This window comes from Gemmobacter nectariphilus DSM 15620 (assembly GCF_000429765.1).
Classification (GTDB): domain Bacteria; phylum Pseudomonadota; class Alphaproteobacteria; order Rhodobacterales; family Rhodobacteraceae; genus Wagnerdoeblera; species Wagnerdoeblera nectariphila.
On sequence record NZ_AUCM01000007.1, the window covers coordinates 61511 to 88083 of the forward strand.

General features: G+C 65.9%; 24 protein-coding genes. 3 read left to right on the forward strand and 21 right to left on the reverse strand.

Features of this window, described 5'->3' with window-relative positions; translation table 11 throughout:
- Positions 1 to 328: 328 nt before the first annotated feature.
- Positions 329 to 1501 carry an LLM class flavin-dependent oxidoreductase gene (locus G481_RS0108490; RefSeq protein ID WP_028029658.1) on the forward strand — a complete coding sequence of 391 codons (1173 nt, stop codon included), beginning with the start codon at positions 329 to 331 and terminating at the stop codon, positions 1499 to 1501.
- A 178-nt stretch (positions 1502 to 1679) separates the two neighbouring features.
- Here the strand turns inward: G481_RS0108490 and G481_RS0108495 are convergent, their stop codons facing one another.
- Complete coding sequence (locus G481_RS0108495; protein ID WP_028029659.1) at positions 1680 to 2552, reverse strand: LysR family transcriptional regulator; 873 nt, start codon at positions 2550 to 2552, stop codon at positions 1680 to 1682.
- 98 nt (positions 2553 to 2650) lie between these two features.
- On the opposite strand from G481_RS0108495, the gene G481_RS0108500 reads away from it, so the two are divergent.
- Positions 2651 to 4195 carry a proton-conducting transporter transmembrane domain-containing protein gene (locus G481_RS0108500; protein WP_035025564.1) on the forward strand — a complete coding sequence of 515 codons (1545 nt, stop codon included), beginning with the start codon at positions 2651 to 2653 and terminating at the stop codon, positions 4193 to 4195.
- A gap of 15 nt (positions 4196 to 4210) precedes the next feature.
- Positions 4211 to 6592: a YbcC family protein gene (locus tag G481_RS0108505; protein ID WP_028029661.1), complete on the forward strand. Its 2382-nt coding sequence runs from the start codon at positions 4211 to 4213 to the stop codon at positions 6590 to 6592.
- Positions 6593 to 6649: 57 nt separating this feature from the next.
- Here the strand turns inward: G481_RS0108505 and bioB are convergent, their stop codons facing one another.
- From bioB to G481_RS0108605, 20 genes are all read right to left on the reverse strand, one after another.
- Positions 6650 to 7624: a biotin synthase BioB gene (gene bioB / locus G481_RS0108510; protein ID WP_028029662.1), complete on the reverse strand. Its 975-nt coding sequence runs from the start codon at positions 7622 to 7624 to the stop codon at positions 6650 to 6652.
- A complete protein-coding gene (locus G481_RS0108515) occupies positions 7621 to 8178 on the reverse strand; it encodes a biotin transporter BioY (protein WP_028029663.1) in 558 nt (185 codons plus the stop codon). The genes bioB and G481_RS0108515 overlap by 4 nt, the downstream gene beginning before the upstream one ends.
- 85 nt (positions 8179 to 8263) lie before the next feature.
- On the reverse strand, positions 8264 to 8932 hold the full coding sequence (locus G481_RS0108520; protein ID WP_028029664.1) for a GntR family transcriptional regulator: 669 nt from the start codon (positions 8930 to 8932) through the stop codon (positions 8264 to 8266).
- A gap of 77 nt (positions 8933 to 9009) precedes the next feature.
- Entirely contained in the window at positions 9010 to 12360 is a 3351-nt protein-coding gene (locus G481_RS0108525; protein ID WP_051294395.1) for an error-prone DNA polymerase, read from the reverse strand.
- Positions 12357 to 13739, reverse strand: a complete 1383-nt coding sequence (locus G481_RS0108530; protein ID WP_342666570.1) for a Y-family DNA polymerase — start codon at positions 13737 to 13739, stop codon at positions 12357 to 12359. The genes G481_RS0108525 and G481_RS0108530 overlap by 4 nt, the downstream gene beginning before the upstream one ends.
- A gap of 13 nt (positions 13740 to 13752) precedes the next feature.
- On the reverse strand, positions 13753 to 14340 hold the full coding sequence (locus G481_RS23265) for an ImuA family protein (protein ID WP_051294396.1): 588 nt from the start codon (positions 14338 to 14340) through the stop codon (positions 13753 to 13755).
- Complete coding sequence (locus G481_RS0108540; protein ID WP_028029667.1) at positions 14324 to 14590, reverse strand: hypothetical protein; 267 nt, start codon at positions 14588 to 14590, stop codon at positions 14324 to 14326. Before G481_RS0108540 ends, G481_RS23265 begins: the two co-directional genes overlap by 17 nt.
- Positions 14591 to 14657: 67 nt before the next feature.
- Positions 14658 to 15785: a helix-turn-helix domain-containing protein gene (locus tag G481_RS23270; RefSeq protein WP_051294397.1), complete on the reverse strand. Its 1128-nt coding sequence runs from the start codon at positions 15783 to 15785 to the stop codon at positions 14658 to 14660.
- Positions 15786 to 16095: 310 nt separating this feature from the next.
- A complete protein-coding gene (repB, locus tag G481_RS23275; RefSeq protein ID WP_035025567.1) occupies positions 16096 to 17061 on the reverse strand; it encodes a plasmid partitioning protein RepB in 966 nt (321 codons plus the stop codon).
- Positions 17051 to 18256 (reverse strand): plasmid partitioning protein RepA, encoded by a 1206-nt coding sequence (gene repA / locus G481_RS0108555; RefSeq protein WP_028029668.1) that lies wholly within the window; start codon positions 18254 to 18256, stop codon positions 17051 to 17053. Before repA ends, repB begins: the two co-directional genes overlap by 11 nt.
- Before the next feature lie 526 nt (positions 18257 to 18782).
- Positions 18783 to 19142: a type II toxin-antitoxin system RelE/ParE family toxin gene (locus tag G481_RS0108560; protein WP_028029669.1), complete on the reverse strand. Its 360-nt coding sequence runs from the start codon at positions 19140 to 19142 to the stop codon at positions 18783 to 18785.
- The gene (locus G481_RS0108565) at positions 19142 to 19411 is read right to left on the reverse strand and encodes a ribbon-helix-helix domain-containing protein (protein WP_028029670.1); all 270 of its coding nucleotides are present in this window, start codon (positions 19409 to 19411) and stop codon (positions 19142 to 19144) included. Before G481_RS0108565 ends, G481_RS0108560 begins: the two co-directional genes overlap by 1 nt.
- 245 nt (positions 19412 to 19656) lie before the next feature.
- Positions 19657 to 20085, reverse strand: coding sequence for a lipoyl protein ligase domain-containing protein (locus tag G481_RS26955; protein ID WP_028029671.1), 429 nt, complete (start codon positions 20083 to 20085; stop codon positions 19657 to 19659).
- A gap of 61 nt (positions 20086 to 20146) precedes the next feature.
- The gene (locus tag G481_RS0108575; protein ID WP_028029672.1) at positions 20147 to 21718 is read right to left on the reverse strand and encodes a GMC family oxidoreductase; all 1572 of its coding nucleotides are present in this window, start codon (positions 21716 to 21718) and stop codon (positions 20147 to 20149) included.
- A 13-nt stretch (positions 21719 to 21731) separates the two neighbouring features.
- On the reverse strand, positions 21732 to 22256 hold the full coding sequence (locus G481_RS0108580) for a twin-arginine translocation pathway signal (protein WP_028029673.1): 525 nt from the start codon (positions 22254 to 22256) through the stop codon (positions 21732 to 21734).
- 55 nt (positions 22257 to 22311) lie between these two features.
- Complete coding sequence (locus G481_RS0108585; RefSeq protein WP_028029674.1) at positions 22312 to 22707, reverse strand: VOC family protein; 396 nt, start codon at positions 22705 to 22707, stop codon at positions 22312 to 22314.
- Positions 22708 to 22728: 21 nt separating this feature from the next.
- On the reverse strand, positions 22729 to 23787 hold the full coding sequence (locus G481_RS0108590; protein WP_028029675.1) for an ABC transporter ATP-binding protein: 1059 nt from the start codon (positions 23785 to 23787) through the stop codon (positions 22729 to 22731).
- Positions 23780 to 24844, reverse strand: a complete 1065-nt coding sequence (locus tag G481_RS0108595) for an ABC transporter ATP-binding protein (protein ID WP_051294398.1) — start codon at positions 24842 to 24844, stop codon at positions 23780 to 23782. The genes G481_RS0108590 and G481_RS0108595 overlap by 8 nt, the downstream gene beginning before the upstream one ends.
- A complete protein-coding gene (locus G481_RS0108600; RefSeq protein ID WP_028029677.1) occupies positions 24844 to 25686 on the reverse strand; it encodes a carbohydrate ABC transporter permease in 843 nt (280 codons plus the stop codon). Before G481_RS0108600 ends, G481_RS0108595 begins: the two co-directional genes overlap by 1 nt.
- On the reverse strand, positions 25683 to 26552 hold the full coding sequence (locus G481_RS0108605; RefSeq protein ID WP_028029678.1) for a carbohydrate ABC transporter permease: 870 nt from the start codon (positions 26550 to 26552) through the stop codon (positions 25683 to 25685). Before G481_RS0108605 ends, G481_RS0108600 begins: the two co-directional genes overlap by 4 nt.
- Positions 26553 to 26573: the final 21 nt, after the last annotated feature.

The following is a 26573-nucleotide window of genomic DNA, read 5'->3' on the forward strand; positions in this document are numbered from 1 at the left end:
ATGAATCGGCGTCAGGAAAGCGGTCCCCCGACGGCTTGCCGACCCCCTGCCGTCCTGCGCGGAACCCGCCGTTCATCGACACCCGGACGACCGTGGCCCGTGGAAAAGATCGGACACGGCCACGCGATCCGCAAGGCGCCAGCTGGACCAGTTCCCTTGCGTCAGCCGCAATATCGGCTCGCGCGCGATGCGCGCCCTTCAGCAGATCAACGCGTCCTCACCCTAATTGAGTTGATCTGAAATAAGACATCTGCAAGCCTTCCATCTGTGTCTTGGCCAGCCCGTCGGAGGAGTGCTGGCCGTCAGAGGCACATGGGAGGAGTATCACATGACTGATCGGATGCGTTTTGGCATCTTTCTGGCGCCATTTCACAAGCCAGGCATCAACCCGACCCTTGCGCTGGAGCAAGACCTCGAGCTGGTCCAGTGGCTTGACCGCTGCGATTATGACGAGGTCTGGTTTGGCGAGCATCATTCCGCCGGATCCGAGATTTCGGCCAGCCCGGAGCTGATGATCGCAACCGCCGCCCCCCGGACCCGGCGCATCAAGCTGGGGACCGGCGTTGTGTCGGTCAGCTATCACAACCCGCTCTGGGTGGCCGAGCGCATGGTGCAGCTGGATCACCTGACGCGCGGCCGCGCGATGCTGGGGGTCGGGCCGGGCTCGCTGCCGACCGATGCCGCGATGATCGGGCTGACGCAGGCCGATACGCGCGGGCTTCTGGCGGACGGGCTGGACATCATGACGCGCCTGATCCGCTCGGACGAGCCGATCAATTTCGAGAACGACCGCTGGGTTCTGAAAGACGCCCGGCTGCACCTGCGGCCCTATTCCAACTTCGACATTGCCACGGCGGCGGTTGCCTCTCCGACCGGGCCGAAACTGGCGGGCCGCTATGGCACTGGCCTGATCTCGATCGGGGCGACGACCGCGGCGGGGTTTGATGCGCTGGCGCTGCACTGGGATGTGGTCGAGGCCGAGGCCAAGCATTACGGCCACACGCCGGACCGGTCGAAATGGCGGCTTGTCGGCCTGTGCCATATCGCGGAAACCGCCGAACAGGCGCGGCGCGACGTCGAATACGGGATCGAACACTGGTTCCACTATTTCCAGGAAATCGCCGCCTTCCCGCAGATGTCGATGCCCGGCGCCAATGCGCGCGAGATGATCGACTTCATCAACGATACCGGCTTTGGCGCCATCGGCACGCCCGAGATGTGCCGCGCCCAGATCGACCGGCTGTGGAAGCAGTCGAATGGCGGCTTTGGCGCCTATCTGCTGCTGGGCCATAACTGGGCCAACTTCGAGGCGACGAAGAAATCCTATGAGCTGATCGCGCGCGAGGTTTTCCCGCATTTCCAGGGTCAGCACCGCTCGACCATGGAAGCGGCGATCCGCGCCCAGAAGATGCGCCCCGATCTGGCGGCGGTGCATTCGAAAGCCGTGGAAACCGCGCAAGAGCTTTATGCCGCCGAAAAGGCATCGCGCGCCGCATCCTGACAGGTCAACCAGCCTGATACATCACCTGCTGTGCGGTCGAGGGCCGCACAGCGCCCTTGTCGTGATGGTGCCTGACGTGCGCCCCGCCGGGCACATCGACCAGCCGGACGGGGGCCCGAGGGCCGCGTCGTTACCGCCAACCTGCCGCAGGCTGGATATCCGCAAGGCCGCATCCAGCCTAGCCGGGCAGAACCTCGGCCAGCAAGGGGTTCGGATAGCGCCGCGCGCGGGTGACGGCAAAGAACGTCTCGCCAATCCCGTCCAGCCGGCTTGCCTCGACCAGAAGGCCCGATTGCAATTCGTCGCGCACGACGATCGGGGGAATGATGGCCAGACCGGCATCGGCGCGGGCCAGCAGGCGGATCATGGCCATGTCATCAACCTCGCCGGCAAAGACGGGGGTGACCTGCAAGCGGGCGCTCAGGGCATCAAAGGCCGCGCGCAGGCCCGTCTCGCGCGTTGGCACGATCAGGGGATGGCTGGCCAGCAGCGTGCGCAATGGCGCCGGCGTGGGCCCGACCCGCGCCGGCGTGCCGATCAGGCTGACCGGCTGTTCGTCCAGACGGTGGATCAGCAGCGGGCTGGCGGCATCGCGGGCCGGGGCAAGATTGGTCAGGATCACGTCCAGCGCCAGCCCGTCAAGCCCGCGCAGAAGTTCATCCTGCGAGCCGGACCGCAGCACAACCTCGACATCGGGCCGCCCCAGCACGGGGCGCAAGAACTGCATCTGGAAGTTGCGCGACAGCGTGGCCAGCGCCCCCACCCGCAGCGCGCGCCGCGTGCGGCCGGTCTCGCGCAGCGTGGCGACCAGATCATCGGCGGTGCGAAAGATCGCCTCGGCATGGTCCAGCGCGATGCGCCCTGCCTCGGTCAGCACAAGGCCCCGGCCCTGCCGGTCGAACAGATCCTGCCCAAGCGCCGCCTCCAGCGCTCGAAGCTGGGTGGACAGCGCCGATTGCGACAGGTTCAGCGCCCGCGCGGCGCCAACCAGGGTGCCATCGGTGGCCACGGCGCGAAACAGCCGCAGATGGTGCAGGTTCAGCGTTGCCATTGTTCTACTAAATAGAATGATAAGTGCTAATATATGTAATTTTTTAAAACTCTGGCAAGCGATAGATCGCAAGGCATCCTTCTGATCCGGAGCTTGCCATGCTGACATTGCCGCTGATCGCGCTGTCCCCCCTGGTTCTGGCCGGGGCCGCCCTGCCCCTTGCGCTGCGTCCGGGCCGCCGCCCCGGTCGCCTGCCCGCCCTGGCCGAGGGGGCAGCGCTGGCCTCGCTGGCGCTTGCGGTCCTGGGGGTGGGGCAGCTGGTGCTGTCGGGGCCGCACACCCTGTGGCTGGCCGGGTCGGCCATTGTGCGGCTGGATGCGGTCAGCGCCACGCTGGCGCTGCTGGTCAGCTTTCTGGGCTGGGTCGTCCTGCGCTATTCCCGCCGCTATCTGGACGGCGAGACGCGCGAGGGGTGGTTTGGCTGCCTGACGCTGCTGGCCATTGCCGCGGTGCTGGTGCTGGTGCAGGCTGCCAGCCTGCCGGTCATGGTGGCAGCCTTTGCGATCACGGGCGGGCTGTTGCGGCAATTGCTGCTGTTCTACCCCGACCGTCCGGCCGCACAGCGGGCGGCGGCCAAGTTCACGCGCAGCTGGGTGGCGGGCGATCTGGCGCTGGCGCTGGCCACGGTCCTTGTCTGGCATGGCCTCGGCACCACCCGGATCGCCGATCTGGCCCAGGTCCCCGCACTGGACGGCGCCGGCCATCTGGCCGTGGCCCTGCTGGTGCTGGCGGCGGCGCTCAAGACGGCGGCCTTTCCGCTGCACGGCTGGCTGACCGAGGTGATGGAGGCGCCGACCCCTGTCTCCGCCCTGCTGCATGCGGGTATCATCAACGCGGGCGGCGTCCTGCTGATCACCCTGTCGGGGCTGGTGCAGCACAGTGCCGGGGCCATGGCGGCGCTGGTCGTGCTGGGCGGGTTCACCGCGCTGTTCGGGGCGCTGGTGATGCTGACGCAAAGCGCGGTCAAGACGGCGCTGGCCTGGTCGACGATTGCGCAGATGGGCTTCATGCTGCTGCAATGCGGGCTGGGTCTGTGGGCGCTGGCGCTTTTGCACATCGTGGCGCATTCGCTTTACAAGGCACATGCGTTCCTGTCCTCGGGCGGCGCGGTGCGCGAGGTGAACGCGGTGCGCAAGCCGGGGGCTGTGGCCATTCCCGGGGTTGGCGCGGTGGCGCGGTCCTTTGCGCTGGCGCTGGCACTGTATGTGGTGGTGGCCGCAGGCTTTACCGTGCTGGTGGGCGCGAAATCCCCGCAGGCGCTGGCACTGGGCACAATGCTGATCTTTGGCGTGTCCTATCTGATCGCGCAGGGTCTGGCCGATGCCGCACCCGGCGCGCTGACGCGGCGCACCGTGGGCGCATCGCTGGCGGCGGCGCTGGCCTATTTCAGCTTTCAGGTGCTGGCGCAGATCGTCTGGGGCCCGATGCTGCCCCCGGCGCCGACGGCCGGGGCGCTGGAATGGGCGCTGATCGTGCTGGCCGTCCTGTCCTTTGGCCTTGTCGCCTTTGCCCAGGCGCTGTTCCCGCTGTGGGCGCATCACCCGTCCACCGCCGGGCTGCGGGTGCATCTGGCCAACGGGCTTTATCTGAACGCGCTTCTGGACCGCATGATCGGCGGCTTCCGGATGTCGCCCAATTCCTGAGGATCGGAGAGCGCGATGTTTCTCAAGCATAGCCAGATTGCCCCCGCGCTGGCCTCAAGGCTGCTGACCGCGGCCGAGGCCGCCGCCCGCGCCATTCCCCCGGCCTTTCCGCTGGAGGCCACGGTGGCCGTGAACCCCTTTCTTGGGCAGGCCGCCATGGATCTGGCGCAGGCCTCGGCCCGGCTGGCCCGGGTGGGCGGCGTGGGCCTGACCCGGCCGCGCGCCGACCTTGCCGCGCAGGTTCAGGCCGGCGCGATCAGCGATGACGATCTGGCCGAGGCGCTGATCGCCTGCGCCTCGCCGCTCAAACCGGCCGATCTGGCCATGCTCAAGGCCCGGATGCAGGGCGCCGCCCCGACGCCCAAGGCGCTGCCCACCGTGGCAGAGCTGGCCGCACAGGCCAGCGGCACCGACTGGCCCGTGCTGATCGAGCGCAGCTTTGGCCTGTGGGCGGCCGGGCATTTCGACCGGGGGCAGGCGCTGTGGACGCCGCGCCCCGGCATGGGCGCGTTTGCGGCCTGGCGGGAATGGGCGATCCATGACCTGACCCCCGAAATCGCCGGGCTGGACGGCTTTTGCGCCCATGTGGCCCAGGCACCGGATACGGCCGACCGCGCGATCGTGCGGGCCGCCGACCGTCTGGGCCTGACCGAGGCTGCGGCGGAAGGCGTGTTTCACCGGCTGCTGGTCGATCTGGGCGGCTGGCCGATGCATGCGCGCTGGCTGTTGTGGCAGGCCGAGCTGCGGGGCACGACCGACACCACGCTGACCGATCTGCTGGCCATCCGCCTGATCTGGGACGAGGCGCTGCTCGCCCATTGCCCGGCCATCCGGTCCGACTGGCAGGCAACGGTTGCCGCCCATGCGGCCCCCGTGCTGCCCAGCCCCGATCAGGTGCTGGACAGCATCTTGCAAGAGGCCGCCGAGCGCGCCCATCAGCGCCAGCTTGCCGCCCGCCTGACCGGCCCCGCACCGCGCGCGGGCCGCGCCCGGCTGCAGGCTGCCTTTTGCATCGACGTGCGGTCGGAAATCCTGCGCCGCGCGCTGGAAGGTCAGGATGGCGGCATCGAGACGCTGGGCTTTGCGGGCTTCTTTGGCCTGCCCGTCGCGCACCGGCCGACCGGCACCGACGAGGCGCAGGCCCATCTGCCGGCCCTGCTGGTGCCCGCGATGAGCTCGACCAGCCATCAGGAACCGGCACAAGAGGCCGCAACCCGCATCAACGCCCGCGCCCGGCGCGCCTGGGGCCGGTTCCGGCAGGCGGCGGTGTCGTCCTTTGCCTTTGTCGAGGCGGCAGGTCCGGCCTATGGCGGCAAGCTGATCCGCGATGCGCTGGGGCTGGGGGCCGGGCCCGCCGCCCCGCAGCCGATGCCGCGGCTGGATCCGGGCCTGACGGCCGCGCAAAAGGCGCAGACCGCCGCCGCCATCTTGCGCGCCATGAGCCTGACCACAGGCCATGCCCGGCTGGTGCTGCTGATCGGCCATGGCGCGCAGGTGACCAACAACCCGCATGAAAGCGCCTATCACTGCGGCGCCTGCTGCGGCCAGACCGGCGAGGTTTCGGCCCGGCTGCTGGCGGCCTTGCTGAATGATCCGCAGACACGCACGGGTCTGGCGGCGCTGGGTCTGGCGCTGCCAGCCGATACGCTGTTTGTCGCCGGTCTGCACGATACCGTCACCGATACCGTCTTGCTGTATCGCGACCAGCCCTCCCCCGATCATGCGGCCGATCTGAATCAGGCGCAGCGCTGGCTTGCAGCGGCAGGCCAGCAGGCCCGCGCCGAACGCGCGCGGCTTTTGCCGAGCGCACGCGCCAACACCTTGGCCAGACGGGCCAGCGACTGGGCCGAGGTGCGCCCCGAATGGGGCCTTGCCGGCTGCGGCGCGTTCATCGCCGCCCCGCGCACGGTCACGGCCGGGCGCGATCTGCAGGGCCGGGCGTTCCTGCACAGCTACGACTGGACGCAGGACACGGGCTTTGCAACGCTGGAGCTGATCCTGACCGCCCCGGTGATCGTTGCCAGCTGGATCAGCCTGCAATATTTCGGCTCGACCGTCGCGCCCGAGGTCTTTGGCGGCGGGAACAAGCTAATCCATAATGTCGTGGGCGGGATCGGCGTGGTCGAAGGCAATGGCGGGCGCCTGCGCCCCGGCCTGCCCTGGCAGTCGGTCCACGATGGCACCCGCCCCATGCACGAGGCGCTGCGGCTTTCGGTGCTGATCGAGGCGCCGCTGGACCCGATCACCGACATCTTGCGCCGCCATGCACAGGTCCGTCAGCTGGTCGATAATGGCTGGCTGCACCTTCTGGCGCTGAAGAACGGCCAGATCGCTGCGCGCTATCGTGCCGGGCTGACTTGGGATCAGGCGGGAACCCCGATGCCTTCGGCCGCCTGAAACCATCCCCGGCACCCATGGCGCCCACGGGTGCCGGGCAAGCCCCAGGCCAAGATATCAGGCCTGGGGCGCGGCGATCTGCGGCCGGGCCTTGGCCACACGCATTCCCAGCCGGGTCAGCAGATCGTGATCCTTCCAGGCGGCCGGATTGCCGGTGGTCAGCAGCTGATCGCCGACAAAGATCGAATTCGCCCCGGCAAGAAAGCACAGCGCCTGGAGCTCGTCGCTCATCCCCGTGCGACCGGCGGACAGGCGCACGACCGAGGCCGGCATCAGGATGCGCGCCAGCGCCACGATCCGCACCAGCGCGAAGGGATCGACGGCCTGGGCGCGCACCTGCACCGGCACGCCCTCGATCTCGTTCCACAGGTTCACCGGCACGCTGTCGGGATGCGCGGGCAGCGTGGCCAGCGTCACCAGCATGGCGATGCGGTCCTCCTCGGCCTCGCCCATGCCCAAGATGCCGCCGCAGCAAACCTTGATGCCGCCCTTGCGGACCTGCTCGACCGTGTCGAGGCGGTCCGCCATGGTGCGGGTCGTGGCGATCCGGGCGTAATAGTCGGGCGAGGTGTCGATGTTGTGGTTGTAGAAATCCAGCCCCGCCGCCTTTAGCCGCGCGACCTGTTCGGGCGACAGCATCCCCAGCGTCATGCAGGTTTCCAGCCCCAGATCGGCCACGCTGCGCACCATGTCGCACAGCTTGTCCATGTCGCGGTCCTTGGGGCTGCGCCAGGCGGCGCCCATGCAGAACCTTTGCGCCCCTGCCGCCTTGGCCTGCCGCGCGGCGGCCAGAACCTCGGCGGTGTCCATCAGCTTGGTCGCCTTCACCCCGGTGTCGTGATGGGCCGATTGCGAGCAATAGCCGCAATCCTCGGGGCAGCCGCCCGTCTTGATGCTCAGAAGGCTTGCGGTCTCGATCGCGGTGGGGTCGAAATGCGCGCGGTGCAGCGCCTGGGCGCGGTGCATGAGGTCAGCGAAGGGCAGATCGTGGATCGCCCTGGCCTCGGCCATGGTCCAGTCGGTGCGGATCATTGCGCGCGGCCCTTGAGTTGGGCAAGGCCCGTGACCAGCCCCGAGGCCAGCGCCAGCTTGACCAGATCCCCCAGGATGAAGGGCGTGAAGCCTGCCGCCAGCAGCCCGGATGCCGGCACAAAGGCCGCCAGCCAGATCAGCCCAAGCGCATAGACCACGGCAAGCCCGGCCAGCGTCGCCAGAAACCGCCCGATCAGCCCGCGCCCCTGCGCCAGCCAGCCCGTCAGCCCCGCGCCCAGCAGATAGCCCGCCAGATAGCCGCCGGTCGGCCCTGCCAGATAGGCAAGGCCAATGCCGCGATCCGGCGCATTGGAAAAGACCGGCAGGCCCATGGCGCCGGCCGCCAGATAGCTGGCCATTGCGGCAAACCCCAGCCTTGGCCCAAGGGCTGCGGCCAGGAAGAACACCGCCAGCGTGTGCAGCGTCATCGGCACCGGCCAGAACGGGATCTGGATCTTGGCGGCAAGGGTGATCAGCAGGGCACCGCCAAGCGCGATCGCCATGCCGCGCCAAAGCCCTGCGGGGCGGGTCAGGGACGGGGTTGAAACTGCCATGTGCTTGGACCTCCGAAGATAGGCATGGATTCTATCTATAAGTACAAAGGTCGCTTGGCAGATTGGCAACGCTGATTATAGATAATCAGCCCGGAATCTTGTAAACCCCTTTCAGGTCGGGATTTTTTACCGAAGCCTTGCGCTTGCCGATCCAGCCGACATGGCGCGCCAGCGTGGTGCAGGCCAGGTCGGTCTGGCCCTTGCGCAGCGCCTCGAGAATGGCGCGGTGATCGTGGTCGGTGCGCGCCTCCCAGTTCTGGCGCCAGGCGGCGAACAGGAACCGTGCGCTGGCCGCCTGAAGATCGTCGATGGTGCGCAAAAGCCGTGGCATCCGGCAGGGGCCAAGGATCAGGCGGTGGAAATGGCGGTTCGCCGCCTCCCATTCGCGGACCGAGCTTGCACTGTCGCCATGGCGCGTAACCCGTTCTGCTTCCTCCAGAATGGCGCGGGTCAGGTTGGGCGCGGCATGGCGCAGGGCCAGCGATTCCAGACTGGCGCGCATCTCGGCCACCTCGCGCAGTTCGGCAAGGTCGAAGTCGGTGACACGAAAGCCGCGCCTTGGCTCGCTCTCGGCCAGGCCCTGGGACTGAAGCTCGCGAAAGGCCTCGCGCACGGGGACGTGGCTGGCACCGAACTCGGCGGCGATGTGATCTTGCCTGAGCCGCGCGCCAGGCGGGATTTCGCCCGAGATGATGCGGTCGGCAAGGACGCGGGCAATGCGTGCGGACTGGGTTTCTTCGAGGGTGTGTCTCATAGATTATAGATAATTCAGGTTGCATCGCCTGTCGATGCTTTTGAGGCAGGGGCATTCGCAAGGCGGCCTGACCGGTCTTAATGAAAATCCCGGCTAGGAAACAGTTTCTTGGCCTGTTCCCGCGGGTGGTGCGCGGCTGTCCTGGGCGTGGCCCTGCCGGGCCGCGGGGTTTCGCCGGCCCTGGCGGCAGGGACGGCAAGGCCCGGCCCCAGCCCGATCGTGGCCAGATACGCGGACAGATCCTCGATCCTTTCGGCAATCAGGTGGATCACCGAGCCATCGCGCTGGACCCGGCCGGTCACCCGCAGCAGGCGCCCGGCGACCACAGCCTTGCGGAAGGTTTCATAGACCTTGTTCCACACCACGACATTCGCGGTGCCCGTTTCATCCTCGAGCGTCAGGAAGATCACCCCGGAGGCCGTGCCCGGTCGCTGCCGGGTGATGACCAGCCCTGTGACCGTCACCTTGCCGTTCATCTCGGACAGGCGCAGGCTGGGCAGGCTTTCGGGCAGGCGCGGCCGCAGCAGTTCCAGCGGGTGGGCGCGCAAGCTGAGCCGCAGGGCCAGATAATCCTCGATCACCTCTTGTCCCAGCGTCATCTGCGGCAGATCGACCGCCGGCTCGCGGCTGCCCTCGCCGTCCATGCCAAACAGCGGCAGCGGCTTCGGGGCCTGCAGCGCCTTGGCCTGCCACAGCGCATCGCGCCGCGACAGCCCCAGGCAGGCGAAGCCATCCGCCTCGGCCAGACGGTCCAGCACGTCAGGGCGCACGCCCGCGCGGCGCCAGACGCTTTCGACATCGGGGAAACCGTTGCCACGGGCGGCGGCGATCCAGATCGCATCCTCCTCGCGCATCCCCTTGATCTGGCGAAAGCCAAGGCGCAGCGCCAGGCTGCCATCGGCCCGAGGCTCGATCGTGCAATCCCAGAACGAGTCGTTGACCGAGACCGGCCGCACCTCGACCCCGTGGTCGCGGGCATCGCGGACCAGTTGCGCGGGGGCATAGAACCCCATCGGCTGGCTGTTCAGCAGCGCGCAGGTGAAGATCGCCGGATGATGGCACTTTAGCCAGGCCGATACATAGACCAGCCGGGCAAAGCTGGCCGCATGGCTTTCGGGAAAGCCGTAACTGCCGAACCCCTCGATCTGGGCAAAGCAGCGGATGGCGAAATCGGCGTCATAGCCACGTTCCAGCATCCCGCTGACAAAGCGATCGCGAAACCCGCCGATGGTGCCCATGCGCTTGAAGGTGGCCAGCGAGCGGCGCAGCCGGTCGGCCTCGGCCGGGGAAAAACCGGCTGCGACCACGGCGATCTGCATCGCCTGTTCCTGAAACAGCGGCACCCCATAGGTGCGGCCCAGAACCTCCATCATGGCGGGGCCCAGATCCTCGACCTTTTCCCGGCCTTGCCGGCGGTTGATGAAGGGATGCACCATGCCGCCCTGGATCGGACCGGGGCGGACGATGGCGACCTCGCAGACCAGATCGTAGAACTTGCGCGGCTGCATCCGGGGCAGAAAGTTCAGCTGCGCCCGGCTTTCGACCTGAAAGACGCCAATCGCATCGGCCCGGCACAGCATGTCATAGACCCGGCTGTCTTCGGGCGGCACATTGGCCAAGGTCAGATGCTGGTTCCGGTGGTCCGCGATCAGACCAAAGGCCTTGCGGATCGCGGTCAACATGCCAAGGGCCAGGATATCGACCTTCAAGAGGCCAAGCGCGTCTATGTCGTCCTTGTCCCATTCGATGATGGTGCGATCCTCCATCGCGGCGTTCTCGATGGGGCACAGCTCGTCCAGACGGCCCTGGGTGATGACAAAGCCGCCGACATGTTGCGACAGATGGCGGGGAAAGCCGATGATCTCGCCGATCAGCTTGACCGCCAGGGCCACGCGGCGATCTTCGGGGTTCAGCCCGGCATCGCGCAGCCGGTCTTCGCCCGGCGGCGCCGAGGACCAGCCCCAGATCTGCCCCGACAGCCGGGCCACCACATCCTGACTGAGCCCCATGACCTTGCCCACCTCGCGGATCGCGGCGCGGCTGCGGAAATGGATCACCACCGCCGTCAGCCCCGCGCGTTCGCGGGTATAGCGATCATAGATCCACTGGATCACCTCTTCGCGCCGTTCGTGTTCGAAATCCACGTCGATATCGGGCGGCTCGCCGCGTTCCTTGGAGATGAACCGCTCGAAGATCAGGGTGATGCTTTCGGGGGGCACCTCGGTGATGCCCAGCAGATAGCACACCACCGAATTCGCGGCCGACCCCCGCCCCTGACACAGGATCCCGCGCGAGCGGGCGAACTGCACGATATCATGCACGGTCAGGAAATAGGGCGCATAGTTCACCTCGCGGATCAGGCGCAGCTCCTTTTCCACGCGCGTCACGATCCCTGATGGCGCCCCGCCCGGATAGCGCCAGGCCAGCCCGTCGCGCGTCAGGCGTTCCAGCCTGTCCTGTGCCGGTTCGCCGTCCTGTGCCTCGTCGGGATACTGGTAGCGCAGCTGGTCAAGGCCAAAGGCGCAGCGGTCGGCAATCTCGAGCGTGCGGCGGATCGCGGCCGGGTAGCGGTGGAAGATGCGGGCAAGTTCGGCCCCCGATTTCAGCCGCCGTTCGCCATTGGCCAGCCGCCGGTCGCCGATGCTGTCGATGGTGCAGCCTTCACGGATGCAGGTCAGCACATCGGCCAGCGGGCGGCGGTTTGATCGGTGCATCATCACCTCGCCGACCGCGACCATCGGCAGGCCGGTGGCCTGCGACATCGCGGCCAGACGGTCGAGCCGTTCCCGATCCTGGCCATCATAGACGGGCGCCGCCCCCACGAAGCAATGGCCGGCGAACCTTTGGGCAATGCGGCGCAGATCGCGCAGGCTGTCGTGCGGGGCACCCTCCAGCGGATCGGGGGGCAAGGCGATCAGGACAAGCCCCCTGCCCCAGTCCTCGAGATCAGCCATCCCGATCCGGCAGCCCCCCTTTTCGGCACGGCGCTTGCCAAGGCTGAGCAGCCGCGTCAGCCGCGACCAGGCGGCAAGATCGGTCGGCAGCGCGACCCAGTCGACGGCACTGTCATCGAGCACCAGCCGCGCACCGGGGATCAGCCGGGGCAAGGGCGCGTCCGGCAGATCCGGCGCCGCCATGCCGCCCGGATGCGCGACCCTCTGGCGGCTGGAATGATCCATCACGCGTTGCGAGCGGATGGCCGGGCCGTCCTGCACCGCCTGGGTGCCGGCAGACCTTTCCTTGCGCAGCCGCGCCAGTTCCTTGAGCGCCGAGAACGCCCGCACCACCCCGGCCACCGAATTGCGGTCCGTGATGGCGATGGCGGTCAGCCCCAGTTCCGCAGCCCTGCCGACCAGTTCCTCGGGATGCGAGGCGCCGCGCAGAAAGCTGAAGTTGGTGGTGACGCAAAGTTCGGCATAAGCGGTCACAAGAACACCCCCTGTGCATACCAGTCCCCGCTTTGAGGGGTGCAGAACAGCCAGAGCCGCGGCCCCTCGCGCGTTTCGATCCGCCAGTAATCGCGCACCCCCGACCGCCAGGCCGGATCGTCGAACCACCATTCCGGCGCGATCCGTTCGGGGCCGGCCCCCCGCAGCGTGGTAAAGCGCATCCGCCGCCAGCCGAACCGGGCCGGCGGGCTGCCGGACACGCCGGACAGCGGCTCGGGCGGGAATATCGTGACCGGGCGCAGGGGCCGGCGCTGCATCGGAAAGGGGGTGGCCGGGGCATAGGCGGCCGCGACGACAAGGAAGCTGCGTTCCGGGATCCGGCTGCTGGCGGGCAGGAAACGGCGCACGGAATCGAACCCCAGCCGGTTGCCAAGGCGCGAGATCAGGTCGGACAATTCATCCTCTTGCCGGACCCTGGCCTCGCCGATCTGTTCCGGTGCCAGCGGTTCTGTCAGAACGGCGCTCAGCCGCAACCCGTCGATCCCGAAGCCGGAATCAATCTCGTCGACCCCCTTGCGGAACAGCGCCGCGATTCGTCCCGGATCGCGCATCGGCCGGGCAAGGCCCACCTCGACCACGGCGGTCGATCTGTCGACGCGCTGAAGTTCCAGCCGGACCTTGCGCGCGCCCGCCTGCGCGGTGCCCAGCTTGTCGCACAGCCGATCCAGCAGCCGGTCAAGCGCGGCCATCACATCCGCTGTCAAGCCGATCGGGTCGGGCAAGGTCATCCGCACGCCGAAATGCGGCGGCTCTGGCCCGGCGGCCACGGGTTCGGGTTGTGTCCCCAGCGCCTGATCCAGCCTGCGCAGCAGCTCGGGGTCAAAGCGCCGGGCCAGCGGGGCGCGGGGCACCGCAGCCAGATCCGCAATCCGGTGCAGGCCCAGCCGCGCCAGCCCCTCGGCAAGCGCATGGTCCAGCCGCAGCGCGCTGACCGGCAGCGGGCCAAGGCGTTCGGCCAGGGCGCCTTCGGGGATAAGGCCGCCGCCATGCCGGGCCAGCGCCCAGGCCCCACCACGGGTTTCGGCAATTGCGGCCACCGATCCGATCCCGGCCCGTTCAAGACGCGCGGCCAGATCGTCCAGCAGATCCTGTTCCCCGCCGAAAAGATGCGGCACCCCCGTGATGTCGACGACCAGCCCGTCAGCGCCATCCCTTGCGGCATGGGGGCCATAGCGGCCGGCCCATCGGCGCAGCGCCTCGAGGGCGGCGGCTTCGCGGGGCGGGTCGGCCGGCCGGGTGGACAGGGCCGGACAGATGGCCCTGGCATCGGCCAGCGGCATTGCGCGGTGCAGCCCGGCCTTGCTGGCGTCGATGTTCAGGCAATGCAGATGTTCCGCGTTCGACGCCCGCAGCGTCAACGCAAAGGGCCCCTCAACGGGGCGGATCCTCTGACTGACATCGCTTGCCAGTCGGGGGAACCAGATGGAAAGCAGCCGCCGAGCCATACCAGTTCACATCATATGGTCCGATTGTTCCCTTTTTGTTCTTGATAAGGGTCCAGCGGTGCCGAGTCGAGTCCTCGGGGCCGGGGATGGGTTCACAATTCCATCGGGTTTCGGCGGCCTGGCTTCCGCTGCCTTGGTGGATCAGCATGAGGCCGGTGGTGCGGCCGGCTTCGGCGGCAAGTTGGAGCCGTCTGCCCACGGTCAGCGAGAGGGGTCTTGCGGGCTCGGCGATGACAAGGGCGACGGCGGGGCTGCGCAGGGCCTCTTCGGTGGCCCATAGCAGGTCAGTCTCGTCGCGGGCCTCGACCAGATGCAGGCGCTCGGCCAGGCCCTCGGGCAGCAGGCGATCCTGGTCATGGGCAAGGGCGATCCAGAAGATCGGCCCGGCCGTGCGCGCGGCCTGGAACAGGGCGAATGCGATGCGCCCCCGCCCCTCGGCCTCGTGGACACGGGCGCCCAGCAGCGTGAGGGGGTCCTCCGGTTTGGCAAGATGTCGGTCAGCGAGGATTTGCACGGGTCTGCTCGGCGGTAATGGTCAGCGCCTGGTCTGGCAAGGGGCGCCGCATCTGGAGGGCTTCGGCCGTGCCCGCGGTCAGCCATCGGCGCCCTGCCCCGCGCCGGATGATGGGCGCTGGCTGGCCCGGATGGATCGTGGCCAGCGGCGGCAGGTTTCTTGCGCTGTCGGCCAATGTCTTTTCCAGCACCGGGCGGAACAGCGCGCGCCGCGCATCCTGGCCCTTGGTTTGCGAATGGAAGTTGCTCATGGCGTGGTCCTGCGGCTGGCCTGGCAAGAACAATGGCAGAACAGAACCGATTCCCCAAGAGCGACCGTCAGCTTGCGCCCTGCCCGGCTGCGGCGGATGGCCATGCGGTCAGGGTTGCGCGCAAATAGGCATCGGGGTTCTGGATCGTCCCGGCGTTCCTTGCCATGCGGTCTTCCAGCTTGAGCAATTGCCAGATTCCCAGCCGTGCTGCGGCTCTGGCAAGAAGATCCTGGCTTATTCTCAGCATCCTTCCGAATTCGAAGGCGATGGCGGTGGTTTCCCTGGCGCTTTGCGGCTCGGTGTAGAAGGCGCTGACCTCGGTCAGGTCGGACCAGCGATGGCCGCTGGTTTCCCTTTCTTTTTTTGTCTTTGACTCTGGTTCTATGTGGCGGACAGACCGTCCGTCACAGGCGGTCGTCTTGTTGGTGTCGATGGGCGGGTCGGCAGGGATTTGCACGGCGGCCAGGGGGCTGGCTGCGGGTTCTTCGTGGTGGTGTGCGGTGTCCGCCGTGACGGGGTTTTCCACACTGGTCAGGCAGGGCAGGGGGCTTTCCTCGGGGGCTGGGACGGCCGCATGCTGCGCGATGACCGCGGTCAGGCGCGACAGGGCTGCGCGGGCCTCGATCAGGGTCAACGTCGTGCGGCGCACCAGATTGCGCAGCCCGTCGAGGAAGTCGGCAAGATCGCCATCCAGCTGCATGTCCAGACAGGCGGCCCGCAGCCGCAGGATTTGCGCGCGCAAGCCGCGCAGCTCGTCGGCCTCGTCGCGGCGGCGCTGCGCCAGGGCCAGCAGCTCATCGGCGCGGGCAAACAGCGGCGAGAGGTCCAGCCCGAAAGCGCCAACCGGCTTGCCACCCTTCATCACGGGAAAGCGCTTGCCATTGGCGCTGTCGCGGCGCAGCAGCAGACCGGCCTTTTCCAGCGTCTCGAGATGGCGGCGCAGCTGGCGGTCGGTCAGGCCCTTGGCCCGAAAGCACAGCGTGTCGTTGCTGGCATAGACCGTGAGCAAGGTGGCCGGCGTCACCGGCGCCTCGCGTCCGTCCTGCGCCTGGCAGGGCAGGCAGCTGAGCAGGGCATCGAGGACAACGACCGCGCCTTGCCGCAGCCCAAGATCGCGGCTGCAGGTGTTGACCGCGGCCATGATGTCGCGGCGCAGGATGGGGCGAAACACCGGCTGTTGGGTGACAGAACCCATTCCCGGCAGCGTGGAGGCCCCGGAGGCGGCACAAATCCCTTGTGCCCCGGCCGCAAGGGCCGTGGATGTGATGTGAGTCATGGTGATTTCAGACGGCAAACGACATCCGTCCACCGAAATCGGTGTTGCGCTGATTCGTTTTTCGGGGTACCTAGTAAGTGCTCAAGTTACAGGGACCCTTCGTTAGCTCACCGCTTTCGGGGGGTTTCTTTTTGCCTGAAGTCTGCTCCTTTACTTGTTTCGGATTGTTGGGGTTCAGAGGTGGCTATTTGCGAAACTTGACCATGGTCAATCTTTGCAAATCAATGGGTTACTTGCTTTTTCGAGTCTCTGAGGACCAGTCAGAATAGAGCCGGGCCAGCTGTGCTTCGACATACTGGAGGAAGGCGCGATCCTGCTTGCGATCTGCGCGGAGAACCAGGTTTCCCGATGTTGCGTGATAGCTTACGGAACCCGACACTATGGTTCGCTGCGGTGTCGAACGGGTTCGCTGGGCTTTGGGCTCGACGTTGACACTACCGGAAGACAGGGCACTGATGACAGCTTCAAGTCGTTCGGCCGCCGAGCCATTCTCTGGAACGATGGCGATCACGTTCTGCACTGTTTTGTCTGTTGCGCCCTTGATCAGATCGCGCAGTTCCATCCAGGGCCGCCGACCTACGCCCTGTGCAGCCCCAATCCGGCGAATGATCTGCTCGGGGATGTCGCGCACCACGGTTCGCAACCGGCTGAGCGTGCTTGTGTCGATGGCCAACGCCTGGCAAATGCGTTCGGCCGTGAACCCGGCACCTTCCAGCTTGGCCGCAAAAACGGCCTGCTCGATGAAGCTCCTCTCCAACCTTGCCGAGTTCTCGAGAGCCTGCGACATGAGCGCCTCGTCAAGCGTCATATCCTTGATATAGGCCATGACCTTGATGCCAAGCGCCCGGCATGCAGCAATCCTGCGGCGCCCGTAGACGACTTCGTATCTAGGGCCTGCGCCGCGGCGGTGGCGGAGCATGACAGGCAGTTGCTGCCCGGAAACCCGGATTGATTCCACCAGGTCGCTCAAGCCGTCCTGCACATCGAATCTGTCGGCAACCTCGGAATCCGCGATTTCGGCAGGGTCGATCTCCTGCGGGGCTTGCGCGGAAACGCTCGACAGTACATCGGCCATCGATCGCAGCGATTTCGGCCCGTCGACGCTGGGGCCGGGGGACGTGGTGTCCGTTACAGGGGCGGACTTGCTGCCATCTAGGCTCTTCTGGAGGCTTTGAGCCAGAATGTTATTTCGCATCGGTCACCTCCCGGCCCCAAGCCGCCTGAATGAGTTTTTCGATGTCGTTGCAAAAGCCGACGGCGGATTCCAGCGCGCGCTCGAACGTCTTTCGGTTCTTGACCGTGGACAGGTCCACCTCAAAGACGGTCCGCTGGGACAAGCCGGCCTCGCTGACTGCAGAGGATTTCACGAATGGCGTCGGGATCACGCTTTTGCCGAGCAGCTCGCGGATCCATTCCGCCAAGTCCTGCTGCGTGCTGATGGCCGTGTCGAAACGGGTCAGAAGGTAGGCAAAATTGTCAAAGGATCCGGCGGCACCGTTGTTGTGCAGAACCTCCATCACCCCGGATGCCATCATCAGAAACTGGCTGGCTGACGCAAGGTCCACGCGCTCGGGTGTGATCGTCATCAGAAGTGAGGTCGATGCGCAGACTGCTGACATGGTGAGGTAGCCAAGCTGCGGCGGACAGTCGATCAGGACAATGTCATAATCATCCTCGACCTGGCGCAGCGCATCCCGAATGCGGTTGAAAAAGACCGGCTGCTCACCGCGGCTGAGTGCGGTCGGTGTCTCGGTTTCGAACTCGGACAACAGAATGCCCGCCGGGACCAGATCAAGCCCGGGAAAATAGGTGTTCCGCAGGACCGTGGTGATGGATGCCCGCGTCGTATCTCCGTCATTGTAGCGGATTGCATCATAGAGCGTGCCGCCATGCCGGAAATCGATTTCCGGCTGATACCCGAAGAACGTGGTCAGCGAGGCCTGGGGGTCGGCGTCGACGACCAGCACCCGATAGCCCCGCAGCGCGAGTCGCATCGCCAAGGTGACCGTCGTGGTGGTTTTTGACGAGCCACCCTTGAAGTTCACCGTGGACCAGATCTGGAGCTTGTCGCCCGCGCGGCGACCGGGCAGGAACTGGAACGGGTCCTTGGCAGTTTGTGCCATGATGCGCCGGATGTCCAAGATCGACGCAGCCGTATAGTGGCGCTTTCCGCCCGGACCCTGTTCGACTTCAGGGATCTTGTTGTCGAAATGGGCCTTGCGCAAATAGCCATCGCTAACCCGCAGGAGTTCGGCAACTTCGGAAGAGGAGAAGTTGCGCAGGGTCTTTTCTTCCTTGGGGGCCAGAAACAGCTTGGACATACGCTCCAGTGCCTCCGAAAGGAGGTTTGCGTCTGCCTTCAGCTTGTCGTGAAGAACAGGTAGGGTCATGGTCCGCTCGTATCCTGTCGCCTGTTTGCGTTACTCAGGGTTGGCGGTCAACTTGGCCCTGTGGAAACGCACTTGGCGAGCATTTTTTGGTTTTGCCGTTACAGCTATGCCTGCAGAGCCTTAAGTTCTCAAGGAAAATCGTTCGCATCTATCTTGGGCTGGCCCTGCAGAAGTCTACCAGATGTTGCAACCATGCTCATGTGTCGCCTGAGATAGGTAGATCAAGCATCTGTTTTTATTGTAGTAATTGGAGAGGTTCGTCTCGGCCGCGTGTGAGGTGTCGATGATTTTCGATGCTGGTTCCGATCTGGCGGTCGGAGCGGTAGTAACGCAATACCCTGTGCTTCTGGCTCACTGCGTGACCCTCAGGCGCGGGGTCCGATTCTGACCCTGCGCAGAGGTGTTTCACGCCTTCGATCGAGGCTCAGGTCAATTCCGTTACCGGGCAGCATTGACCTCGAGTGGCCGCTGAAGTCTCAGTCAGGAGGAAGACACGAACGGGCAGGGCGCGCATTATCGGCGGGGGTCATCGGTCGTGGCGCGGCTCCAGCAGGCGTATCAGCATGCGCCGCTGCTGATCCTGAGCACCGAAGAACACTGCAAGGATCCTGATCAGGCCACTGGTCTCATCGGCGATGAACCAGAATGTCGCCTTGCCAAGCGTCAGCTGCCGCAGCCCGGGGAGCAAGTCGTCATGTCGGCTGCCGCGATGCGGAGCCGTCGCAATGCGATACGTATCCTCGAGGATTGCATCAATTCTCTGAGCAGCCCGCGTCTCTGCTTCGGCTCGGGTCTCGCCAAACGCAACATAGCTTTCGACCAGGTGGTCGAGGATCAGCGCAAAATCCTGTTCTGTTTGCGCAGCGAACTCAATGCGCCAACTCATCAGATGTGGGTGTCGCCTGTCCTGGGCATCCTACGGGCAGTCAAGCGGCTGCGCATCTCTTCGGCAGAGATGAAGGGCCCGGACAACCGCTCCTCGAGCAGTGCCTTCAGTGCCGCTCGTTCCAGCCGCTCATCCTCGGCTTTTTGACGGAGCAGATCCAATCCGTGCTGCACGACGGCGCTGACGGAAGTAAAACGTCCGTCTTGCACCTGTGCGCGGGCGAAGGCGTGATGTTCGTCGCTGAGTGAGATCGAGGATTTTACGGTCATGGCGTTGGCTCCTGCTGTTTGATGGTATGACTTGGTACTACTGTCGTCAAGAGTCGTGACCAGAATCCTGTCGAACCGGTAAGTGCCGAGGCTGATTTGCCGCAGCGACGAGCCCCTGAAGCGCGTCTTGCGTCTAGATCGCTTCGTATCCGATAAGGCAAGATTATCGGATATTTTTCAAGAAAACCATGTGGTAAGCATTCTGGCTGAATTTCGCGCATTCGGCTGACTGCATCCCAGCAAATTCAGGGGAGGCGAAAGGATCCGGCCTGCTGGCGCCGCCGCAGGTTCGGGCCGATCACCGGCCTTTCGTGACCAAAGCTGTCATATGCCCGACCTGCGCGCCTTGGCTCCGGGTTGTTGCGCCATGCCGATGGTGACGGGGTGTCCCGGCCAGACACCCGATGCGGCGCCGTGCTGGTCGTGCCCTTGTCCGACAGCTTCTCGCGGCCGATGCGCAGCACGCGCAGCATCTTGTCGGCGTCCATGTCATAGGCCATCGTCACATGATGCAGCACGGTGCTGTTGCCCGCGAGCCGCTTTTGCGCCGCGCCGCCAATCTTGCCGCGCGGGCTGCCCTGACGGGAATGGATGCGCCGGTTCGAGGCGGTTCCCTTTACTTCGGCTTTGCCGGTGCCGCGCGAGGATCCGGCACGCGTTCTGGGGCATGTCACGGCTCCGCTTCTGGAGCCGTGAACACGCAGGGCGACAAGATCAATGCACCCTGACCCTCGCTTACAGGTTCTGTCGCGCAAGTTCCGCCGCGATGTGGTCTGCCTGCCGGATTGCAAGGGCGACGATGGTCAGCGTTGGATTTTCCGCCGCGCCAGTGGTGAATTGACTGCCATCCGAGATGAACAGGTTGGGGATGTCATGGGTCTGGCCATGACGGTTCACCACACCGTCGCGCGCATGTTCCGACATCCGGTTGGTGCCGAGGTTATGCGTGGACGGATAGGGCGGCGTCGGGAAGGTGCGGGTAGCGCCGGCAGCGCGATAGATCGCCTCGCCCTGCCGGTAGGCATGATTGCGCATCGCGATGTCGTTCGGGTGGTCATCGAAATGCACATTCGGTGCAGGCAGGCCATATTGGTCCTTCACCGTCGAGGACAGGGTGATGCGGTTGGTTTCCTGCGGCATGTCCTCGCCGACAATCCACATGCCCGCCATCCGTTCGTAATCATCCATGGCCGAGGTGAAGCCACGCCCCCAGCCACCCGGATCAAGGAAGGCCGCCATGAAGGGCAGGCCCAGCGACAGGGTTTCCAGTTCGTAGCCGCCGACGAAACCGCGGGACGGGTCGAACCGTGCCTCGTCCTGCACGATCCCCGCCATGGTGGTTCCGCGCCACATCCGCACCGGCTTTTCGAACACGCCATAGACCGACCCGGTGACATGACGCATGTAGTTGCGCCCGACCTGACCCGAGGAATTGGCCAGACCATCGGGGAACATCTGGGAGGCGGAATTCAGCAGCAGGCGCGGGCTTTCGATGGAATTGCCCGCAACGCAGACCACACGCGCCTTCTGGAAATGCTGGTTGCCTTCCTTGTCGGCATAAAGCGCGCCGGTGACGCGGCCCTTGGCGTCATGTTCGATGCGCAGCACCTGCGCATTGGACCGCACTTCAAGGTTGCCGGTGGCCTCGCCCTTCGGGATGTCGGTGTAGGCGGCCGACCATTTCGCGCCCCATTTGCAGCCCTGGAAGCAGAAGCCGGTCTGCTGGCAGGCCGGGCGGTCATCGTTCTCGACCGAGTTGATGGCCATGCGCCCGGTGGAAACCTCTTTGTATCCCAGGGCAAGCGCGCCCTTTTCCAGCACCTTGTAATTGTTGTTGCCAGGCAGGCCGGGGAAATTGCCGGTGCGGGTCACGCCCAGCTTGGCCTCGGCCTTTTCATACCACGGCGCCATTTCCTCGGCGTCGATCGGCCAGTCCAGCAGATTGGCGCCCGTGACATGGCCATAGGTGGTGCGGGCCTTCCATTCATGCGGACGGAACCGCAGCGAGGCCCCGGCCCAGTGGATCGTGGTGCCGCCGACAGCCTTGACGATCCAGGCAGGCAGGCCCGAGAAATCCTGTGCCACCCGCCAGTCACCCGAAGTGGTCCGCGCATCAAGCCATGACAGCTGGCCGAAGGCATCCCATTCGTCGTTGATGTAATCCTCGGGCAGATACCGTCCGCCCGCTTCCAGCGCCACGACCTTGACGCCCTTTTGCGCCAGTTCGTTGGCCAGCACCCCGCCGCCCGCGCCGGTGCCGATGATCAGGACGATCGAGTCGTCATTCAGGTCGAATTTCGCAACCATGGTCCTGTTCTCCTTACAGCCAGTCGATGTCGTCGAAGCCACGGTCGATATAGCCGCCCTGGCTGAAGGACTCGCCTTCATAGCCGAACAGCGGCCACAGCTCTTTCTGGTTGTAGAGCCCGGTCACCAGCCCGCCCCGGATCTTCTGGAAGAAGGCCGATTTCTCCATCCCGCGCAGCAGGGCAACACGGTCATCCTCCCATGCGGCATCCAGATAGCTGGCATGGCCCGCACCCTGTGCGGCCGCATTCAGCGCGGCGATGCCTGCCTCGATCTCGGCCGCGGTTTCGGCGGTGTCATAGCCTTTCACCGCCGTGACATAGAAAGCATCACCGATGTGATCATGCGGATAGATGTCGCGCGCCATGCGGATCAGCGTGGCAAGCGTTTCGGGCTTCAGCGCCGCTGCCTCATAGGCCCAGGCCGCATTCGGCGCGGCAACAAAGCCTGCGCCGACGATCAGCGTGGTGCCCGCCGCAAGGCTGTGCGCGATCAGCTGGCGGCGGGTCATCCCGCGCCAGTTTGGTTTGGTGGTCATGGTGTCCTCCTGACTGTTGGCTGAGTGCCCCGCCGCTCCTCCCGGCGGGGTCGGGTCAAAGGTAGCGACCGCCCCGTTCCAGCACCTCGATCTGATAGCCGTCGGGATCGGCGATGAAGAAGAACCGCGCGATCACCTCGCCGCCGGGGGCGAAATCGACGATCTTGCGCGGGGCAAGTCCAAGAGCGGTCAGGCGGCCGTGTTCGGCAGCCACATCGGGCACCGACACCGCCAGATGCCCATAGCCGTCGCCAAGGTCATAGGGCTGGGTCCGGCCCTTGTTGATCGTCAGTTCCAGCTCGAAACTGCTTTCGGCATTCGAAAGGTAGACCAGCGTGAACGTGTCGAAATCCAGCCGGGCGGCGGGTTTCAGGCCAAAGGCCTCGTGGTAGAACTTCAGCGTGCGTTCCTCGTCAAGAACGCGGATCATGCTGTGGATGGTCTTGGCCATGAGAGGCTCCTTTCCGGTAGATCAGGCGACAAGACGCCCATTGCGATAAAGTCGCAGCGCGGTGTCGCGCACGGTGAAGGCGGCGGTGTCACCGGGGGCAAGCCCCAGCCCGGCCGGTGCCCGCAGCCGCACCTCGCCCGCCGGGTGGGAGAAGGCCACGATCTCGTCCAGACCCTCGAACCACAGCCGCGCCACGCGCGCCCGCATCACGCCGTTTGCACCCGAAAGCCGCGCGTGCTCGGGCCGGAAACCCAGCACGAGGCCATCGGCAGGCAGGCCGTCCGGCAGCGGCAGCGACAGGCCGGTGCCCGGCACGACGGCCCGCCCCGCGACAGCCAGCGCGGGCAGGAAATTCATGGCGGGCGAGCCGATGAAATGGCCGACATGCGTGGTCGCCGGACGTTCGAACAGATCGCGCGGGCGGCCTGCCTGCACCACCTCGCCATGGTTCATCACGATCACCTCTTCGGCAAAGGTCATCGCCTCGGTCTGGTCATGCGTGACCAGAACCATGGTGACCCGGAATTCGGCGTTGATTTCCTTGAGGATGCGGCGCAGCTCGAATTTCTGCTGCGGGTCGATCACGGTCAGCGGCTCGTCCAGCAGGATCGCGGCCACATCCTCGCGCACCAGCCCGCGCCCCAGCGAAACGAGTTGCTTCTGGTCGGCCGTCAGGGCATTGGCCGGCCGCTTCAGCAGCGGCGCAAGGCCAAGCCGTTCGGCAATGGCCTCTACCCGGCGGCGGATGCGCGGGGCGGGGACGCCCCGGCAGACCAGCGGAAAGCCAAGGTTTTGCCCCACCGTCATCGAGCGATAGATGACCGGCACCTGAAAGACCTGCGCGATATTGCGCTGGCCGGTGCCCAGACGGGTGACATCCTGCCCGTCGAACAGCACCCGCCCTTCCGAGGGATGCAGCAGGCCCGAGACGATGTTGAGCATGGTGGATTTGCCGCAGCCCGACGGCCCGAGCAACGCATAGGTGCCCCCGTCGCGCCAGGTCATGTCCAGCGGTTTCAGCGCATGGGCCGCACCGGGGGCATAGGCATGGCCAAGCTCTTGCAACCGGATCTCAGCCATGGCTGGCTCCTTTCGGGATCAGGGCGCCGTCGGCCCCGAAGACCAGCGCCTTGCCCAGATCAAGCGTCAGGCCCAGTTCGGACCCCAGCCGGTGATCGGTCACCGCGCGTTCCAGCATCACAAGCGGCTGGCCCGCGGTCACCAGATGCGTGACGGTTTCCGATCCGGAAACCTCGGTCAGGGCGACGCGCGCCGGCAGCGGGCCGCCGCTGCGGATATCCTCGGCCCGCAGGCCCAGCGTGTAGCGCCCCGGCGGCAAGGCGCGGCCTGTTGCCCCGGCGGATTGCGGCCCCAGATGATCCAGCACAAGGCCGGTTGCGGTGATTTCGGCCGCCAGCAGGTTGATCGGCGGGTCATTGACCACCCGCGCCGCTGCCAGCGTGGCCGGGGTGCCAAAGACCGCGCGGGGCGGCCCGGCTTGCAGAACCCGCCCCTCGGCCATCAGCACGGTGCAATCGCCCATCTGAAGCGCCTCGCGCGGGTCGGTGGTGGCATAAAGCGCCACAGTGCCACTCTGGCTGCGCAACAGCTCTGCCAGATCCTCGCGCAGACCTTCGCGCAGCTTGTAGTCCAGATTGACGAAAGGCTCGTCCAGCAACAGCACCGGTGCGCGCTTGACCAGCGCGCGGGCGATGGCCACGCGCTGCTGTTGTCCACCCGAAAGCGCGCCAGGACGCCGCCCGGTCATCTGCGCCAGCCCGAGGCGCCCCAGCATCGCGGCAGCGGCCTCGCGGGCGGCCTCGCGCGGCTCACCCCGCCGGATCAGCGGGAAGGCCACGTTGTCGAGCACGCTCAGATGTGGATAGTTGATGAACTGCTGGGTGACCATGGCCACCGGGCGCCGCCAGGGCGGCAGTCGTGACCAGTCGGCGCCCGCCAGTGAAATCCGGCCCGATTGCGGCTGCACCAGCCCGGCCACCGCGCGCAGAAGCGTGGTCTTGCCCGCCCCGGTGCGGCCCAGCAGGGTGGTCATCTGCCCCGGTCTGGCCTCGACACTGACCCCCGCCAGATGCGGCACGCCGCTTTCGGTCAGGGAAAGATCGCGCAGCACCAGCATCAGCGCACCGCCCCGGCAAGACCGCCGCGTGACAGGAAGCGCTCGACGACAAAGGCCAGCACCGCAAGCGGCGCGACCGAAACGATGGCCGCTGCCGACAGCGCCCACCATGGCGTCACCGACGAATTCAGCGCCACGATGGAAACCGGCAGAAGCTGCGTCTTTGTGAAGGTCAGTGTGAAGGCGAAGAAAAAGTCGTTCCAGCCGAAGATCAGGCAGAACATCCCCGCCACCACGAGGCCCGGCATCACATTGGGCAGGATGACCCGCAGGAATGTGGTGACCGGGGGACAGCCGTCCATCCAGGCCATCTCGTCCAGACCGCGCGGAATGGTGTTGAAGAAATCCACCATCACCCAGACCGCGATCGGCATCAGCAGCGCGACATAGACCAGGATCAGCCCCGGCAGGCTGTCGAGCAGCCCCAGCCAGCGCAGCATCAGGAAAAACGGGATCGCCAGCACGATGGGCGGCATGATGCGCTGGCTGATGAAGAAGAAGGTGATGTCGCCATTGCGGATCGGTCCCGCACGAAAGCTGAACCGTGACAGGCCATAGGCGGCCAGCGTGCCAAGGATCAGCGCGATGACCGATCCGCTCAGCGTCACGACCAGCGAGTTCATGTAGGGTCTGACGATGTTGATCCCGCCCGCGCCGCCGAACAGCGACTGCCAGCCGCCCAGCGAGGGCTGGTATTGCAGCCAGGGCAGCCATGTAGCCCCGCCGGTCACGCCATTGGCGGTCTTGAAGCTGGTGCTCAGCATCCAGAGGAAGGGGAAGATCACGAAACCGGACCAGAGCGTGACAGCCAGATATTTCAGCGCGAGATACAGCGTTCTCATGCCCGCGCCTCCCGCACCATCAGGCGGATCAGCGCCTTGGCGATCAGGGTCAGCGCCACGGCCATGATGACCAGATAGGTCAGCGACAGCGCGGCGGCATAGCCGATCTGGAAATCGCGCATGCCCCGGATGTAGATGTAATAGCTGACGGTTTCGGTCGCGGTGCCTGGCCCGCCCGAGGTCAGCACATAAACGGTTTCCATGATCTTTGACGCCTCGATGATGCGGACCAGGATGGCACCGACCGAGATCGCGCCCATCATCGGGAAGGTCACCGACAGGAAGGTCCGCACCGGGCCCGCACCGTCGATCCTGGCGGCCAGAAACGGCTCGGACGGCAGCGACAGCAGCCCCGCCAGCAGCAGCAGGAACATGAAGGGCGTCCATTGCCAGATCTCGACGATCATCACTGCGACAAAGGCATGGGCGGCCTGTGACAGCCAAGGCTGGGCGCCGATGCCAAGGGCCTCGAGGATCGGGTTCAGCGGACCCAGGCTTTCATGAAAGATCGTGCGCCAGATCACCGACATGATCACCGGGGTTGTCATCATCGGCACCAGAAACAGCACGCGCAGGAAGCGCCGCGCGGCAATGTCGCGCCAGACCAGCAGCGCCAGCGCGAACCCCAGCACATACTGGATCAGCACCGTCGACAGGCTGAGCACAGAGAGGCGCCAGAGCGCCTCCCAATAGCGGCTGTCTTCCCAGAGCCGGGCATACATCGCGCCGCCCGCATTGTTCAGGCCGGGATTGTAGACATCCCATGACGAAAAGCTGACGCGGATGGTAAAGATCAGCGGGAACAGGATCACCGCAACCAGCACCAGAAGGCCGGGCAGCAGGAAGATGTATTTCTGGCGATACATGGCGGTCTCGGGCATGGACGG